Consider the following 14,578-nt stretch of genomic DNA (forward strand, 5'->3'; position numbering starts at 1 on the left):
CCTCCGGGCGGAGGAAGCGCAGACGATAACGAGGCGAAGTCGGACCTTTCTAGATTCTTTCTCGAAGCGAGCGGCGGTCGCCTCAGCGGCCGGCGAGTTCTTTCGTCGAGGGGGAAACACCATGAAGTTCACGCAGATCGTTCGTGTACGTGCGGTGGCCGGCCTGTTCCTCGCCGGCCTGACGGTGATCACCGTCACCCAGGCCGGAAGCGCGCTCGGGACGCACAGTGAGGGAGCCGTACGGACCACGGCAGCCGGCACCGGGACGGGTACCGAGACCGGCACCGACAGCGAGGACTGGGGCTGACATGACCCTCGCACCCGAGGTCCGCCCGGTGGCCGCCGAGCGGGGCCGTGGATGGCCCCAGCTGCTCGCCGCGCTCCTGGACGGCGAGGACTTGGCAGCGGCCGACACGGCCTGGCTGATGGACGCCATGCTGCGAGGTCAGGCGACCGACGCGCAGATCGCGGCGGTGCTGGTCGCCCTGCGCGCCAAGGGTGAGTCGACCGGTGAGCTGGAGGGCCTCGTACGCGGCATGCTGGCGCACGCGACCCCGCTCACGGTGTCCGGGGATGTCGTCGATGTCGTCGGCACCGGTGGAGACGGCGCGCACACCGTCAACATCTCCACCATGTCGGCGATCGTCGCCGCGGGCGCCGGTGCCCGTGTCGTCAAGCACGGCAACCGCGCGTCGAGTTCACGCTCCGGTTCCGCCGACGTGCTGGAGGAACTCGGTGTGCACCTGCGGCTCGGGCCGGAGGCGACCGCACGGCTCGCCGAGGATGTGGGCATCACCTTCTGCTTCGCACCCGACTTCCATCCGGCGATGCGTCATGTCGCCGGCGTGCGCAAGGACATCGGCATTCGCACGATCTTCAACGCACTCGGTCCGCTCACCAACCCCGCTCGGCCCCGTGCCCTCGCCGTCGGCGTCGCGGACATCCGGCTCGCGCCGCTGATCGCCGGGGTGCTGGCGCGCCGCGGTACAAACGCACTGGTCTTCCGGGGCGACGACGGCCTGGACGAGCTGACGGTGACCACAACCTCGCGTGTGTGGTGCGTGGGCGGCGGCACCGTGCGCGAGGAGAGCTTCGACCCGCGCACCGTGGGGATCCGGCTCGCCCGGCCCGAGGCGCTGCGTGGCGCCGACCCGGCCCACAACGCGGAGGTCGCACGCCGGATACTCGACGGTGAGCACGGCCCGGTGCGGGACGCGGTGCTGCTGTCGGCCGCCGCGGCGCTGGCGGCCGCCGTGCCGTCCACCCGTCCACTGACCGAACGTCTGGCCCCCGCGCTCACGGCAGCCGCGCAAGCGGTCGACTCGGGCCGGGCGCGGGCGGTCCTCGACGACTGGAGGCGGCGCAGCGCACTCCTCGCCACGGTCGGCCCGCAGCGGGCGGCGGCTTAGGGGGTGTCCGGCGGATCAGGCCGCCGGACACCCCTGGCGGCACCACACGGCAGCACGGCACACGGCGGCGGGTGGTGGTGGAGAGAGGGCCTCCTCTCTCCACCACCACCCGCCGCTTCGTCACGAGCCCGGCCGCCCACCACCCGGAGGCGCGCCGGCCTCCCCTCCGCCCGGAAGCAGGGACCCACGGCTTCCGAGCCGGCCGGCGCGCCATCCGATCCCTCTCACACGGCGGCGGGCGCCTGCTCCGACAGCTCACGCAGCGCATCGGCCTCCGCGGCCTCCAGCTGCTTCGTCCAGTACTCGTTGAGCTGCCCCTCGAAGTTCTTCCGAAAGGCCTCCAGACACCACAGCCGGTCGGCGGGATCCCGCTCGTGCTTGACGAAGAAGAACAGGTCCGCGGGAACGATATGGCGCATACCGAGCAGCGGCAGCGGACTGGTGAACGGGCGGAAGTCGTCGTTGTGCAGACCGATGGTCTCGTGGTCCGGCCAGAAGTCCCCGAGCATGTAGCCGGCTTCCACCCACTCCGGTTTGAGCGCCTGGTGCACGCGCCCCACCATCGCCCGTATCTCTTCGTCCGGCCTGCCGTAGGGCACCACCATGTTGACCAGATAGATCCGGTCCGGCCCCAATGCCTGGGCCTTCACCCGGAGTTGGTCGAGCAGTTGCCGGGCCAGCGCCATCAGCGCCGCGTCGCCCTCGCATGCGTCGAACTCCACCATGTGCACGTGGTCACGGCGCAGCGCCTTCACCATGTACGGGCAGACGACTCCGCTCCGGCCGAGCTCGGGATGGGGACTGGGGGTGTACGCGGCGAGCCAGTCGCGAGCCGTGGTCATCGAATCCTCGGACATCAGCCCTCATTTCGGTGGTGTGCGCGGTCGCGGTCACGATAGGCAGCGCGGATATCCCTTCGGCATCGCGCGCGCTTCGGACCATGACGCGGCTCCTTCCGGAAAACCCCCCTGGTTCCGCCCACCTCGCCTGGGCATCCTGAACGCCGCGGCAATCAGTCCGCATCCGCCGGACCCGGCGCGCGTCGCCCCCTGCGGCTCGTCGCTCGGTGCTACGGATTCCGCACATCTCCTCCACGAACGGAGTACTTCGCATGCCACTCCCCGGGTTTCCACGCCGCATGCGGCGCACTACGGGCCCGAGGGGCCAGTACGCCCCGCTCGCCGCACTGTGCCTGTCGGCCGTCGCCGTATTCGGACTGCCCGGCCAGGCCGACGCCGCCGATCGGACAGCCGACCAGACGGCCGGCCCGACGGCCGAGCTGCACCGTCCGGTCGTCGACGCACCGGGGGCGCAGGGCGACGGGGCATCGTCCCGGGACGATGCCCTGCTTGCGTACTGGACACCCGAGCGGATCGGCAGGGCACTGGCCCACGAGGCCGCCAGGACCGGCGGGGACCGATCCGTGGCAGCCGCGGTGACAGCGGCCGACGACCCCGCCGACGACGGTCCTCCGGCCGTCGAAGGAGCGCACTCCACCGCCGTCGGCAAGCTCGTCTTCGAGCACTCCAACGGAAAGCCCGACGCCTGCACGGGCACGGTCATCAACAGTGACTCCGAGGTCCTCGTCCTAACGGCGGCACACTGTCTGCACGAAGGCGGGAAGTACGGCACCTGGACCAAGAACCATGTGTTCTACCCGGGCTTCCACAACGGGAACATCCCGCACGGCGCGTTCACCGCCTGGAACATAGCGACCTCGCCCCGGTGGAGCGTGGGCGACAAGTCCGACAACGCATACGACTACGGCATGATCGTCGCCAACGACAACGCCGCCGGCGAGACTCCGTTGGAGGCAGCCGGCGGCTACCCGATGGCGAACGACATGCGCACCGGCGAGAACGTGACCGTGCTGGGCTACTCGGGACCGCCCTACGACGGCCGGCACCAGGAGATCTGCCAGGACCTGGTGGAACCCACCGTCCCGCCGCTCAACATGTGGCAGGTGGAGTGCGCGAACATGTCGCCGGGCTCCAGTGGCGGCCCCTGGTTGATGAATTACGACTATGAAACCGGCCAGGGCTACATCGGCGGGCTGAACAGCGTGAGTGACACCCAGAGCTTCATGGCGTCGCCCCGCTTCGGCTCGGATATGCAGGACTTCTACGCAATCATGGAACAGATCGGTGAGGCACGGCCCTGAGGCGACCTCCGGGCGGTGACGATCGACCCGGGACCCGGCGGCAGGAGGGCGGTCACCTATGACGTACGGACCCGAGCAGTGGATGCCGCCCTCCCGTCCCGGCGTGGGGTGGGCCGCACCGCATCCGCTGCTGACCGCCCCGCCGCTGGGTACGGCGCTCACGCAGGGTGGCGAGGACGAAGTCCCCGTCACCCTGCGCTCCTTGGTCCTGTCCCGGGAGCATGACGCCTCCGGCGCCCGGCGCGCGGAGGCGCTCGGGGAAGGCCTCATGGGCCTGCTGGCGGACTTCACGGGCTCCGCGCCGGAGCGTCTCGAACGCGTCGATGACTCATGTGGCGCGTGCGGCCGGGTACACAACTGCACCGCCCGCGGGCCCGACGGCACTCGGACCCACTTCTCCGTGGCCGCGCACGGGCGCCACGTCGTGTACGCCGTCAGCCGCCACCCTGTCGGCCTGGCCGTCGCACTGCCCGGGGGCGCGGGCCCCGAGGAGCTCGCCCGGGCGCGGAAGCGGGCCCGTCTGGCCGCGCACGCCCAGGCGGTCGAGCGGGGGCGCTGCACCGGGCCGCGCGACGGTCTGGTCGAGTACCTGGTCCGCTACGTCGAGACACCACCGGGCATGCCCGGTGTCGTCTCCGTGGTCTGCCAACTGCCGCTGCCACGGCAGTGACCACACCTCCCGGGCCCATCCGCACCCGCGTACCACCCGTTCCGCAGGCGCAGGTCCAGAGCCTGTCCGGCGGATCAGGCGGATCAGGCGGATCAGACCCTGGCCTCGGCCCAGGTCACTGTTCCGACCGAGCAGGGGTGACCTCCCGCTGGAGCAGGTCGAGTGTCTTCTCCTCGACCGCGCTCAGTCCTATCCGGGCGAGGTGGCGCTGCCCTGACTGCCCGACCAGCGCGAAGCGCACCGGAGTCCGGGACGCACGGGAGCCCGGCACGGGAGTCCGGCACGGGAGCCCGGCACGGGAGTCCGGCACGGGAGTCCGGCACTAGCCTCCCGTCGCCCCCGGGAACAGCGTCGTGAAGGCTTCGGTCAGGCTGTCCATGTCGCGGGCCGCCGGGGCGTCGAACTCCCAGACCAGGAAAAGGAGGAAGGCGATCAGGGCGGTGAACACCCCGGCCAGGATGAGTTCGCGCGGGGAGCGTCTCAGCTGCAGGGCGAAGAGCATGCCGACGCTGACGAGACCGCCGGCGAGCAGGCCGAACCAGACCAGCGGGCCGAGTGTCGAACCTGACTCCAGGGAACGGACGTTGCGCGCCTCGGCCGCCGCCGTCAGCTGATCGGTGAGGGCGTACGAGGCACGGCTCTCCATGTCGGTGCGCGGCTGGTGGTCGAGGATGGCCTGGCGCACGTCGGCAAGGAGCCGGTCCCCACGGTCGGTGAGTTCGCCCGTGTCGGCGTACGTGGGCCACTCCTCGGTGACCGCGTAGGCGGCGTAGGTGTCGACCGCGGCACGGATGCGGTCGGCCGCGGCCTCGGGGTATTCGGCGGCGCGCTCGTGCAGCTCGTGCAGCGCGAACGCCTCGGCGCGGGCGTTGTCCTCGGCGGCGGCCTTACCCTCCCAGACTCCGGCGATGGCCAGGCCCAGGACGATGGCGTAGACCACGCCGATCATCATCGTCATGTACTCGATGACGTCGGGAGTCTCGTCCGCGTCGGCTTCGTCGTCCCCTCCCCGGCGGTCTCGGACGAGTGCGGTGAACACGACCACTGCGACCGCGGCGGACATGGCGAGGCCGAGTACCAGCCAGCTGCTCAAGAATTGTCCCTTCAGGAGGAGTGGGAACGGCCGCCCGTGCCCGTCGCGCCCGTTCCGCCGCCGGCCGCCGCACCGAACGCTGCGGCGATCACCGCGGGTGCGACCAGGAGCAGCGTGCGCGTGACCGGCGAGCCCCCGGCTTCGGCGGTGCGGTGCGGGCGGGCCCTCGGCGGTGGCGGGAAGAACGCCTGCTCGGGGGTGGCGGACGGTGTGGGAGTCGGGGAGGGGGCCGGGGAGGGAGGCGATGTGGCAGGAGGAGACGGCGTCGGCCTCGGCGTCGGGGCGCGACTCGGCGGAGGCGGAGACGGTGATGGCGCCGGGACCGGGGCCGCCGTGGTCGGTGGTGGCGCGGGCGGCGGTGGCGGTGTCGGCGTGGGTGTGGGAGTCGGCGCGGGGGTGGACGGCGGAGGCGGTGGCTCGCTGTGGCAGGCCAGGCGTACGGCGACTTCCACGTCCTCAACGCGGGCGATCCGCCCGAGCTCGACCAGCGGCAGGTCCACCCCGACGTACGCGCAACTGTCCGTCCGCACCCCGCTCTTGACCCCGGCGGGGGCCGCGCGGGCCTCCGCCGCAGGGGCCAGCAGCAGCGCGCCCAGCAGGGCAGCGGCCAGCAGGGCAGCGGCGGCGGCCGCGCCACGCGCGGTATTCACTGTCACGTGGGCACCATGCGTCACGCGCGGCCCGATCATGTGCGTACGCCGTCTGCTTCGCCCGGAGGAGGGATCGTACGGCCGGATCGTGGACGCGGTCGTTCAGTTCTGGTAAGTGCGACTCAGCTGAAGACGATCATGGAGCCCTGGCCCAGGCTGCGGGTGGCCGCCGCGTGCAGGCCCAGCCAGACGTGGCGTTCGCGGGCGAAGGGGCTGGGGTCCGAGGGGGGCGGGGCCGCCGGCTGCTCCAGGTCCGTCGGGGCGGTGGGGGGAGCCGGGGCCGGGGGCGGGTTGGCGGGGTCGATGCCGATGGACGGGGCCACCTGTTCGAGTTCGCGCAGGAGGGCGTGGGAGGAGCCCAAGGGGCCGCCCGCGTCGAGGAGTTCGTCGGTGGCGAGCGGGGTCGGGAAGTCCACGGGGACGTAGGCGCCCGCGTGGTCGTAGTGCCAGACCAGGTGGGACTGCTGGGCGGTCGACTCGAACATCTCCAGGAGCTGTTCGTAGTCGCCGCCCAGTTCGTCGACCGGGGTGACCGCGAGGCCGCAGAGCTGGAGGAGGTAGGCGCGGCGCAGGAAGTGCAGCGCGTCGTAGTCGAAGCCCGCGACGGGGGCCACGTCGCCGCTCAGGCCCGGCATGTACGAGAAGACCGGCACCGGTGGGTGTCCCGCCTCGGCAAGGACCTTGTCGTAGAGCGCGAGCTCTTCGGAGAAGGGATTGTCGGGGCTGTGGCAGAGCACGTCGACAAGGGGGACCAGCCACAGGTCACAGGCCAAGGGGGAGCTCCTCGGGTCGGCAGACGCGTTCGGGCGAGCGTAGTCGGTCCGCTGCGGTGTGTGCAGAGCCCGGGGTGGGGTGAGTTGGCCCCGGGCGGGGTGAGTCGGCCCCCGGGCGAGGCGAGTCGGCCCCGGAGCGGGGTGAGTCGGCAGGGCCCCCTACGGTCCGCCGTCCTCCCACGCCCCCTCGGGCAGGTCCCACACCCACACGCCGCCCACGAACTCCGGTTCCTGGCCGTCCAGGAGGCGGGTGACCGTTTCGCGCAGGGCGTCCTGGTGGCGTTGGGGGGCCAGGACCAGGGCGCCGGCGTTCCAGTACGCGAGGTCTTCGCGGGCCTGGGCCTGCCAGGCCGGGGACAGGGCCGGGACCTCGCCGCTGCCGCGGACCTCCGCGAGGAGGTTCGAGGTGTGGCGGGGTGCGGCCCCGTAGATGCCCTTGCGTTCGGGGCCCCAGGGTCCGTTGAAGTAGCCGCGGGGAAGCTTGAAGCCGAAGTCGGCGGCCGTCTGCCAGTGCAGCCCTTCGGCGACAGCCGGGTCGGGGAGCGGTACGGGGACCAGGGTCTCGCCTTCGGCCACGTACGCCTCGTACATGCCGTCCGTGACGAACGCGGGGACGGGGATGCGGTCCACGGCCTTCAGCGGCAGCGGGATGATCGGGATCAGCGCCGCCGCGACCGCCGCGCGGCCCCAGCGCCGGTGCGCGGGGCGGGCCGTGCGCAGGCGGACGAGGGCGAGGGCGATGAGCAGGCCGAGGACCGGGGCGCAGATCATCGCGATGCGGGATTCGATGACGGCGGAGAGCAGCGGCTGGTTGGCGAGCGCCCGCCACGGCCCGGTGACGGTGATCGTCGTGCCGGGGAGGTCGAAGCGGGAGCCGAGGGAGAGCAGGGCGGCCGCGCAGCCCGTGAAGGCGAGGGCTTTGACGAGGGCGCGGTCCCACAGCCGTACGACGATGCCGAGGGCGAGTGCGGCGAGCGGCCAGCCGTAGAAGGCGTTCTGCTCGGTGATGTTCATCGCGAGGGACTGGGAGTTCTCACGGTCGCCGGCGAGGGAGCGTTCGGCGAAGGAGACGAGGGCGAGGGGGCTGTTGGCGGTGTTGGGGGCGTGCCCGATGCCCGAGTAGCTCTGCGGGCCGAAGAACTGCCACCAGAGGGGGAAGGCGACGATGGGGAGTGCGACCGCGGCTGCGATGCCGAGGCCGCGCAGGACCGGGCGCCAGGCCGCGAGGAAGACATCGCGGCGGACGAGGGAGTAGCCCGCCGCGAAGAGGAGCAGACCCATCACCGCGAGGAGGAGGGGCTCCTCGCCGAGGAAGATCTGGTACGCCGAGAAGAGGCCCAGGACCACCCCGTCCCGTACCACCCTCTCACCGGTCACCAGCCGCAGGGCGCGGTCGATGATCAGCGGGATCATGAACAGGACGATGAAGTTCGGGTGCGCGTTGGCGTGGCTGATCATCGGCGGCGCGAAGGCCGCGAGCGCCGCGCCGATCGCGGCCGGGGCGCGCTGCGGTACGGCGTGGCGGCGCAGCAGCCAGTACCAGGCGTACGCGGTGGCGGCGAGGCCGAGCGTCATCACCAGCTGCAGCGAGAGCGCCGGGCCGAAGAGCGCGGTGACGGGGGTGAAGGGCACGGAGAGCCCCAGCATCACCGTGTTCGCCATCAGGTTCACGCCGTCCGGATAGCCCTGGAGGTCGGTGAACAGGGGGTTCTGCAGGTTCAGGACGTTGTGTGCGGTGACGTCGAAGAACCATTCCCACTGGTTCTGGTCCTGCAGCGCGTCCGGGAGGTAGCGGCCGTCCGGGTCGGTCCAGCGGCGCAGGTAGAGGAGGAAGGAGGCGAGGACGAAGAGGCCGGCCACGGCGAGGGAGCCGCGGTCGAGGCGGCGGAACCTGGCCACAGGACCGCGAGGCGTGGGCGCACCGTCGGACGGGTCGACCGTGCCGTCGGACGGGACGACCGCACCGCCGGACTGAACGCCCCCGCCGTCGGACGAAACGACCGCACCGGACCCCGGCGCGAGGGAGCGTGCCTTCAGCGCGGTCACTTCGCGCAGCACGGACAGGTAGTCGCGGGCGCGCACCTTGGAGCCTTCCTGATGGGACCACCGCACGGGCACCTCCGCGACGGGCAGCCGCTCGCGCCGGAGGTGGTGCAGCACCTCGACGTCGATGCCCCAGCCGTCGATCCGGGCCGCTGCGAAGGCGCTGCGGGCGTGCTCGCCGTCGAAGAGCTTGAAGCCGCACTGGGTGTCGCGGATGCCGGGCACCGCGAGCAGCCGGATCAGCAGGTTGCCCGCGCGGCCCAACCCTTCGCGTACGGGATGCTGGTGGTGTTCGATCCGCGCGCCCGCGGCCGCGCGTGAGCCGATCGCGGCCGCGTGGCCGTCGGCGAGCGCCTTGTCGAGGCGGTCGAGTTCGCTGATCGGGGTGGCGAGGTCGGCGTCCGTGATGAGGACGCGTTCGCCGCGCGAGGCCAGCACGCCGCGGCGCAGCGCGTGCCCCTTGCCGTGGTTGGTGTCCCCGGGCAGCACCCGGATCCGCGGTTCGGCGACGGCGGCCTCGTGGGCGATGCGGCGGGTGCGGTCGCCGGAGCCGTCGTCGACGACGATCAGCTCCCAGTTGCGGGTGTCACCCAGGTACCCGGTGATCGCGTCCAGGGTGGGGCGCAGCCGCTCCTGCTCGTTGTACGCGGGGACGACGACCGTCAGCTCGATGGCCAACGGCCCTCACCCCGCCAGCTTGTCGACGAGTTCGAGCGCATGCCGGTTGTACGCCCGTACGAGCTCGTACGCGGCCGGTGCGTCGAGCCGTCCGACGGCGTCCACGAGCTCGGTGTGACCGTCCCAGAGCCGTCCTTCGAGCGGGCCCGCGGCGCGCAGCAGCGGCACCGCGAAGGCCCAGGACTGCACGCGCAGCCGGTGCAGGAAGTCGCTCAGGTACGCGTTGCCGAAGAGCGAGCTCAGCTCGTACCAGAAGCGCAGGTCGTAGCCGATCAGCACGTTCAGGTCGCCGCTGCCCGCGGCCCGCGCCGACTCCTCGGCGCGGCGGCGCACGGAGACCAGGAAGTCATCGGACTGTTCGATCCCGCGCTCCGCGATCCCGCGGAAGATCGCCTCGGCGAGCAGGGCACGGGCCTCGACCATGCCGCGGTAGTCCTCGACGGTGTACTCGTGGACCTTGAACCCGCGGTGCTGGGCGCTGTCGAGCAGCCCCTGCGCGGAGAGGTCGACCAGGGCTTCGCGGACGGGCGTCGCGGAGACCCCGTACTGCTCGGCGATCTCCTTGACGGTGAACTCCTGCCCCGGCGCGAGACGCCCCGCGAGCACCTCGTCACGCAGCGCGTCCGCGATCTGCTGGCGCAGGGTACTGCGGGTGACCGCACTGCTGCCGGCGGTGCGCATGGTGGGTTTCCCTCCCCGGTGACGGCGCTTTGTGCTGCGCCGTCACCTTACGCGCCCGGGGGCCGAAGGCACCCGTGGTGCGGCTTCGGAGTGTGGCCGCGGGGCGCCCGCGAGGGGTGCCCCCATCTCTGCCCGAGGGCGCCCCGACCGCTGCCGTCGGCTCACTCCGTGACGTACTCGTCCGCCACCGAGAGCGCCGTGTCCAGCGCCGCCAGGCCCTCCTTCGCCTCGGCCTCCGTGATCGTGCAGGCCGGGACGACATGGGTGCGGTTCATGTTGACGAAGGGCCACAGGCCCTCCTTCTTGCACGCCGCCGCGAACGCTCCCATCGGCGCCGCATCCGCCCCGCTCGCGTTGTACGGCACGAGCGGCTCGCGCGTCGCCCGGTTCCGTACGAGCTCCAGGGCCCAGAAGACACCCATGCCGCGCACCTCGCCGACCGAGGGGTGCCGGGCGGCCAGCTCGCGCAGCGCCGGGCCGAGGACATCCGCGCCGATCTTCGCGGCGTTCCGGACGATCCCCTCCTCCTCCATCACGTTGATCGTCGCGACCGCGGTGGCGCAGGCCAGCGGGTGCCCGGAGTACGTCAGACCGCCCGGGTACGGCCGGTGCGCGAAGGTCTCCGCGATCGCCGCGTTGATCGCCACGCCGCCCAGCGGCACATAGCCGGAGGTCACGCCCTTCGCGAAGGTCAGCAGGTCGGGGACGACGTCGAAGTGCTCGGCGGCGAACCACTTGCCCGTACGCCCGAACCCGGCCATCACCTCGTCGAAGACGAGCACGATGCCGTACCGGTCGCAGATCTCCCGTACACCCGGCAGATAGCCCGGCGGCGGCACCATGATCCCGGCGGTGCCCGGCACCGTCTCCATGATGATCGCGGCGATCGACTGCGGCCCCTCGTAGGCGATGGTGTCCTCGAGGTGCTTCAGCGCCCGCTCGCACTCCTGCTCCTCGGTCTCCGAGTGGAACGGCGAGCGGTACAGGAACGGCGCCCAGAACCGTACGACCCCCGCCGAGCCCGTGTCCGAGGCCCAGCGGCGCGGGTCGCCGGTGAGGTTGATGCCGGTGGCGGTCGCGCCGTGGTACGAGCGGTAGGCGCTCAGGATCTTCGGGCGGCCGGTGTGCAGCCGGGCCATCCGGGCGGCGTGCTCGACGGCCTCGGCGCCCGCGTTCGTGAAGAAGATCTTGTCCAGGTCGCCGGGGGTGCGCTCGGCGATCAGGCGGGCGGCCTCCGAGCGGGCCTCGACCGCGAAGGCGGGCGCGAACGTCGTCATGCTCGCCGCCTGCTCCTGGATCGCGGCGACGACCTTCGGGTGCTGGTAGCCGATGTTGGTGTAGACGAGTGCGCTCGTGAAATCGAGGTACCGGTTGCCCTCGTAGTCCCAGAAGTGCACGCCCTCGGCACCGGCCACGGCGAGCGGATCGATCAGCTCCTGGGCCGACCAGGAGTGGAACACATGCGCGCGGTCGGCGGCCTTCACGGCGGCGCCTTTCGCGAGGTCAGCGGCTTCATGAGGGGTCATGGACCGAGGGTAGATGTCCGGGATGCGGACATTCCATCGGCGTCCTGTCCGGGGTCGGGGGGTGTCGCTCGACAGGTTGGTGGGGGCTCAGGGGGTGCACGCCCCTCACTGCAGCGGCTCGCTCGCGAAGTGGCGCACTTCGAGCGGGCCGAGCAGATAGTCCTCCTCACCCGGAAGCATGACGGGCTGCTCCCGCCACCCCGGGCCCGCGTACGCGACGAGATCCGCCTCGCCGCGCCAGCGGCTCACATAGAGCAGGGAATGCGGCGGGGCGGCCAGCACCTCGTGCGCTACGAGACCGGGGTACCGCGCGGGGAACCCGCGCACCGCCGCGAGGATGTACGCGCGAAACTCCTCGAACCGCTCCGGCCGCACGCGGGCTTCGCTGACGCGGACGATCGTGGTCGTGGCTGTGGTCGTGCTCGCTGCCGTGGCCGTGGTCGCTGCGGGTGCCGCTGCCGTGGTCGTCGCCGATTCCGGCGTCCCTGATGTCTCCGATATCCCTGATGCCATACGCGGAATCCTCGCCCGCGCGCCGGCGGCCCGCACAGCGGCCGTACTGCCAACCCCCGGCACATTCGCGCCAGTTGCCGTGCGGAAGCAGGACAGAAGCGGCGCGGAGGCAAGGCAGAAGCGGGGCGAAAGCGTTGCCGAGCTGCAGCAGTCCGCGGAGCAGACGGCTCCGTGCCGCGCACTATCCTCAAGGTTGTCGGGCCAGGGGAGCCGGGGAAGCCGGTGGCATCGGGGAGGACGGCGGGCATGGAGCCACTGGGGGCGGACGATCCGCGGGCCATCGGGGCCTACCGGATTCTGGGACGGCTGGGTGCGGGCGGAATGGGCCAGGTGTATCTGGCGCGCTCCGAGCGGGGGCGGACCGTCGCGGTCAAGCTCGTACGGCGGGAACTCGCCGAACAGGAGGAGTTCCGGGCCCGGTTCCGCCAGGAGGTGCAGGCCGCGCGGCAGATCGGCGGGCCCTGGACGGCGCCCGTCCTGGACGCCGACACCGAGGCCGAGATCCCCTGGGCCGCCACGGGGTACGTCGCCGGGCCCTCGCTCCAGCAGGTCGTCGCCGCCGACCACGGCCCGCTGCCGGAACGCTCCGTACGTGTTCTGGCGACCGGCCTCGCGTACGCGCTCAAGGACATCCACACCGCGGGGCTGATCCACCGCGACCTCAAGCCGTCCAACGTCCTGGTGACGATCGACGGACCGCGCGTCATCGACTTCGGGATCGCCCGCGCGCTCGACACCGTCACCGACGGGGGCCTGACGCGGACCGGCGCGCTGGTCGGCTCGCCCGGCTGCATGGCCCCCGAGCAGGTACGCGGCGAGCGCCTCACGCCCGCGTGCGATGTGTTCTGCCTGGGCTCGGTCCTCGCGTACGCGGCGACCGGGGCGCTGCCGTTCGGGAGCGACGGGAGCGGGGTGCACGCGCTGATGTTCCGCATCGCGCAGGAGGAACCGGACCTCACGGACCTCCCCGAGAGCCTCCAAGCCCTGGTCACCGCCTGCCTCCACAAGGACCCGGCAGCCCGGCCCTCCCTCGACCGTGTCCTCGAACTGGCGGACGGCGCGGACACGGTGCACGACGGACGGGTCCGCGAGCCGTGGCTGCCCGGGATCCTGGTCGCCCAGCTGGGGCGGCATGCGGTGGAGCTGCTGGACTCGGAGGACCCGCGTGGGGTGGAGCCGGGGCGCGCGGAGGGGTACACGAGGACGGAGGACCCGGCAGCGGCGAAGGCGCCGGACCGTGCGAAGGGCCCGGGCGGCGCGAAGGAGCCGGCGGACGCCGCGAAAGCGGATGCTCCGCAGGGGCCGGTGGCACCGGGCGGACCGGAAGCCGCCCCACCGGAGACGGTCCAGGACCGCCCGGATGCGCCCGCGCAGGCGGAAGGACCGAAGCAGCCTGCGCAGCCCGAGGGCCACACCCTCGCGTACAGGCCGCCGAACCAGCCCACGATCACCCAGCCCCAGCCCCAATCCCAGCCCCAATCCCAGCCCCAATCCCACTCCCAGCCCCACTCCCACCCCGGCTACGGCTTCCCGCCGGGCCAGGCGCCGGGAGCGTACGGTTCCGCCGTGAACGGCGGCCCGCCCCAGTACCCGACCAACCCGCACCACGCCCCGTACGGCACCGGAGCCCCGCTGCCGCCGCCCCCGCACCGCAACGGCCGTGCCACCGCCCTCCTCGTCGCCGTCGCCGTGGTCGTGGCGATCGGGGCGGGCGGCACGGTGTACGCGGTGATGAAGGGTGATCCGGGCAACCGCTCGGAGGGCCGCCAGTCCCCGAGCCCGACCGGCGCCCCGACCCAGGACACCCCGCCCCCGCCGACCACGGACCAGCCGCCCGCGTCCACGCCGGACACCCAGCCGCCCTCCTCCCCGAACGGCGACATCCCCGAGGAGTTCACGGGCGTCTGGGAGGCGTCCTTCGGCGAAGGCGGCGTCAACAAGCGCCTCCTGACCCTCCAGCAGGGCAACACGGGCGATACGGTCATGTCCCTCACCGGCCGGGGCGCCAACTACAACTGCCGCTGGACGGCGAGCCTCCGCTCGGTGGACACCACGAGCATCCTGCTCAGCCCCTCGAAGGTCACCGCGGGCGATCCCGACAAGTGCAAACCGGGCGAGATCAGCGAACTCCGCCTCCTCGACGACGCGAGCCTCACCCGCGAACTCATCGGCAGCGGCGGCGAACCCCTCACGTACACCCGCGTCCGCTGACCCCGGGAGCCACCGCCGACCGCGGGAGCCACCGCCGACCCCGGGAGCCACCGCCGACCCCGGGAGCCACCGCCGACTCCGGGAGCCATCGCCGCCCGCGGCTGAACGCGGGGCGAACGTTCGCCGAAGCTCCGACGTCAACGCCCCGTGCCCGTACGCCTGTTCCTACC

General features: G+C 72.3%; 13 protein-coding genes. 5 read left to right on the forward strand and 8 right to left on the reverse strand.

Annotated features, from left to right (window positions below; all coding sequences use genetic code 11):
- Positions 1-121 precede the first annotated feature (121 nt).
- Together ACLF6P_RS00950 and trpD are read left to right on the forward strand one after the other, a co-directional pair.
- Positions 122-307, forward strand: a complete 186-nt coding sequence (locus ACLF6P_RS00950; protein WP_415947334.1) for a hypothetical protein — start codon at positions 122-124, stop codon at positions 305-307.
- 1 nt (position 308) lies between these two features.
- On the forward strand, positions 309-1,409 hold the full coding sequence (trpD, locus tag ACLF6P_RS00955) for an anthranilate phosphoribosyltransferase (RefSeq protein WP_415947335.1): 1,101 nt from the start codon (positions 309-311) through the stop codon (positions 1,407-1,409).
- 224 nt (positions 1,410-1,633) lie between these two features.
- Here the strand turns inward: trpD and ACLF6P_RS00960 are convergent, their stop codons facing one another.
- A complete protein-coding gene (locus ACLF6P_RS00960) occupies positions 1,634-2,266 on the reverse strand; it encodes a DUF6875 domain-containing protein (RefSeq protein ID WP_415947336.1) in 633 nt (210 codons plus the stop codon).
- Between the two features lie 281 nt (positions 2,267-2,547).
- Between ACLF6P_RS00960 and ACLF6P_RS00965 the strand changes: the two genes are divergently transcribed.
- Together ACLF6P_RS00965 and ACLF6P_RS00970 are read left to right on the forward strand one after the other, a co-directional pair.
- On the forward strand, positions 2,548-3,570 hold the full coding sequence (locus ACLF6P_RS00965; RefSeq protein ID WP_415947337.1) for a trypsin-like serine peptidase: 1,023 nt from the start codon (positions 2,548-2,550) through the stop codon (positions 3,568-3,570).
- Between the two features lie 58 nt (positions 3,571-3,628).
- The gene (locus ACLF6P_RS00970) at positions 3,629-4,240 is read left to right on the forward strand and encodes a hypothetical protein (protein ID WP_415947338.1); all 612 of its coding nucleotides are present in this window, start codon (positions 3,629-3,631) and stop codon (positions 4,238-4,240) included.
- A 322-nt stretch (positions 4,241-4,562) separates the two neighbouring features.
- On the opposite strand, the gene ACLF6P_RS00975 is transcribed toward ACLF6P_RS00970, so the two are convergent.
- From ACLF6P_RS00975 to ACLF6P_RS01005, 7 genes are all read right to left on the reverse strand, one after another.
- Positions 4,563-5,333, reverse strand: a complete 771-nt coding sequence (locus ACLF6P_RS00975) for a bestrophin-like domain (protein ID WP_415947339.1) — start codon at positions 5,331-5,333, stop codon at positions 4,563-4,565.
- A gap of 11 nt (positions 5,334-5,344) precedes the next feature.
- Entirely contained in the window at positions 5,345-5,989 is a 645-nt protein-coding gene (locus ACLF6P_RS00980; RefSeq protein WP_415947340.1) for a hypothetical protein, read from the reverse strand.
- A gap of 116 nt (positions 5,990-6,105) precedes the next feature.
- A complete protein-coding gene (locus tag ACLF6P_RS00985) occupies positions 6,106-6,756 on the reverse strand; it encodes a hypothetical protein (protein ID WP_415947341.1) in 651 nt (216 codons plus the stop codon).
- A gap of 159 nt (positions 6,757-6,915) precedes the next feature.
- Positions 6,916-9,477: a dolichyl-phosphate beta-glucosyltransferase gene (locus ACLF6P_RS00990; protein WP_415947342.1), complete on the reverse strand. Its 2,562-nt coding sequence runs from the start codon at positions 9,475-9,477 to the stop codon at positions 6,916-6,918.
- 6 nt (positions 9,478-9,483) lie between these two features.
- Complete coding sequence (locus ACLF6P_RS00995; protein WP_415947343.1) at positions 9,484-10,158, reverse strand: GntR family transcriptional regulator; 675 nt, start codon at positions 10,156-10,158, stop codon at positions 9,484-9,486.
- Positions 10,159-10,319: 161 nt separating this feature from the next.
- On the reverse strand, positions 10,320-11,684 hold the full coding sequence (locus ACLF6P_RS01000; RefSeq protein WP_415947344.1) for an aspartate aminotransferase family protein: 1,365 nt from the start codon (positions 11,682-11,684) through the stop codon (positions 10,320-10,322).
- Between the two features lie 105 nt (positions 11,685-11,789).
- The gene (locus ACLF6P_RS01005) at positions 11,790-12,197 is read right to left on the reverse strand and encodes a putative quinol monooxygenase (protein WP_415947345.1); all 408 of its coding nucleotides are present in this window, start codon (positions 12,195-12,197) and stop codon (positions 11,790-11,792) included.
- 246 nt (positions 12,198-12,443) lie between these two features.
- Here ACLF6P_RS01005 and ACLF6P_RS01010 point away from each other — a divergent pair, with 246 nt between their 5' ends.
- Entirely contained in the window at positions 12,444-14,408 is a 1,965-nt protein-coding gene (locus tag ACLF6P_RS01010) for a serine/threonine-protein kinase (RefSeq protein ID WP_415947346.1), read from the forward strand.
- The last annotated feature ends 170 nt before the right edge of the window (positions 14,409-14,578 follow it).

This window comes from Streptomyces lothianensis (genome assembly GCF_047779955.1).
Classification (GTDB): domain Bacteria; phylum Actinomycetota; class Actinomycetes; order Streptomycetales; family Streptomycetaceae; genus Streptomyces.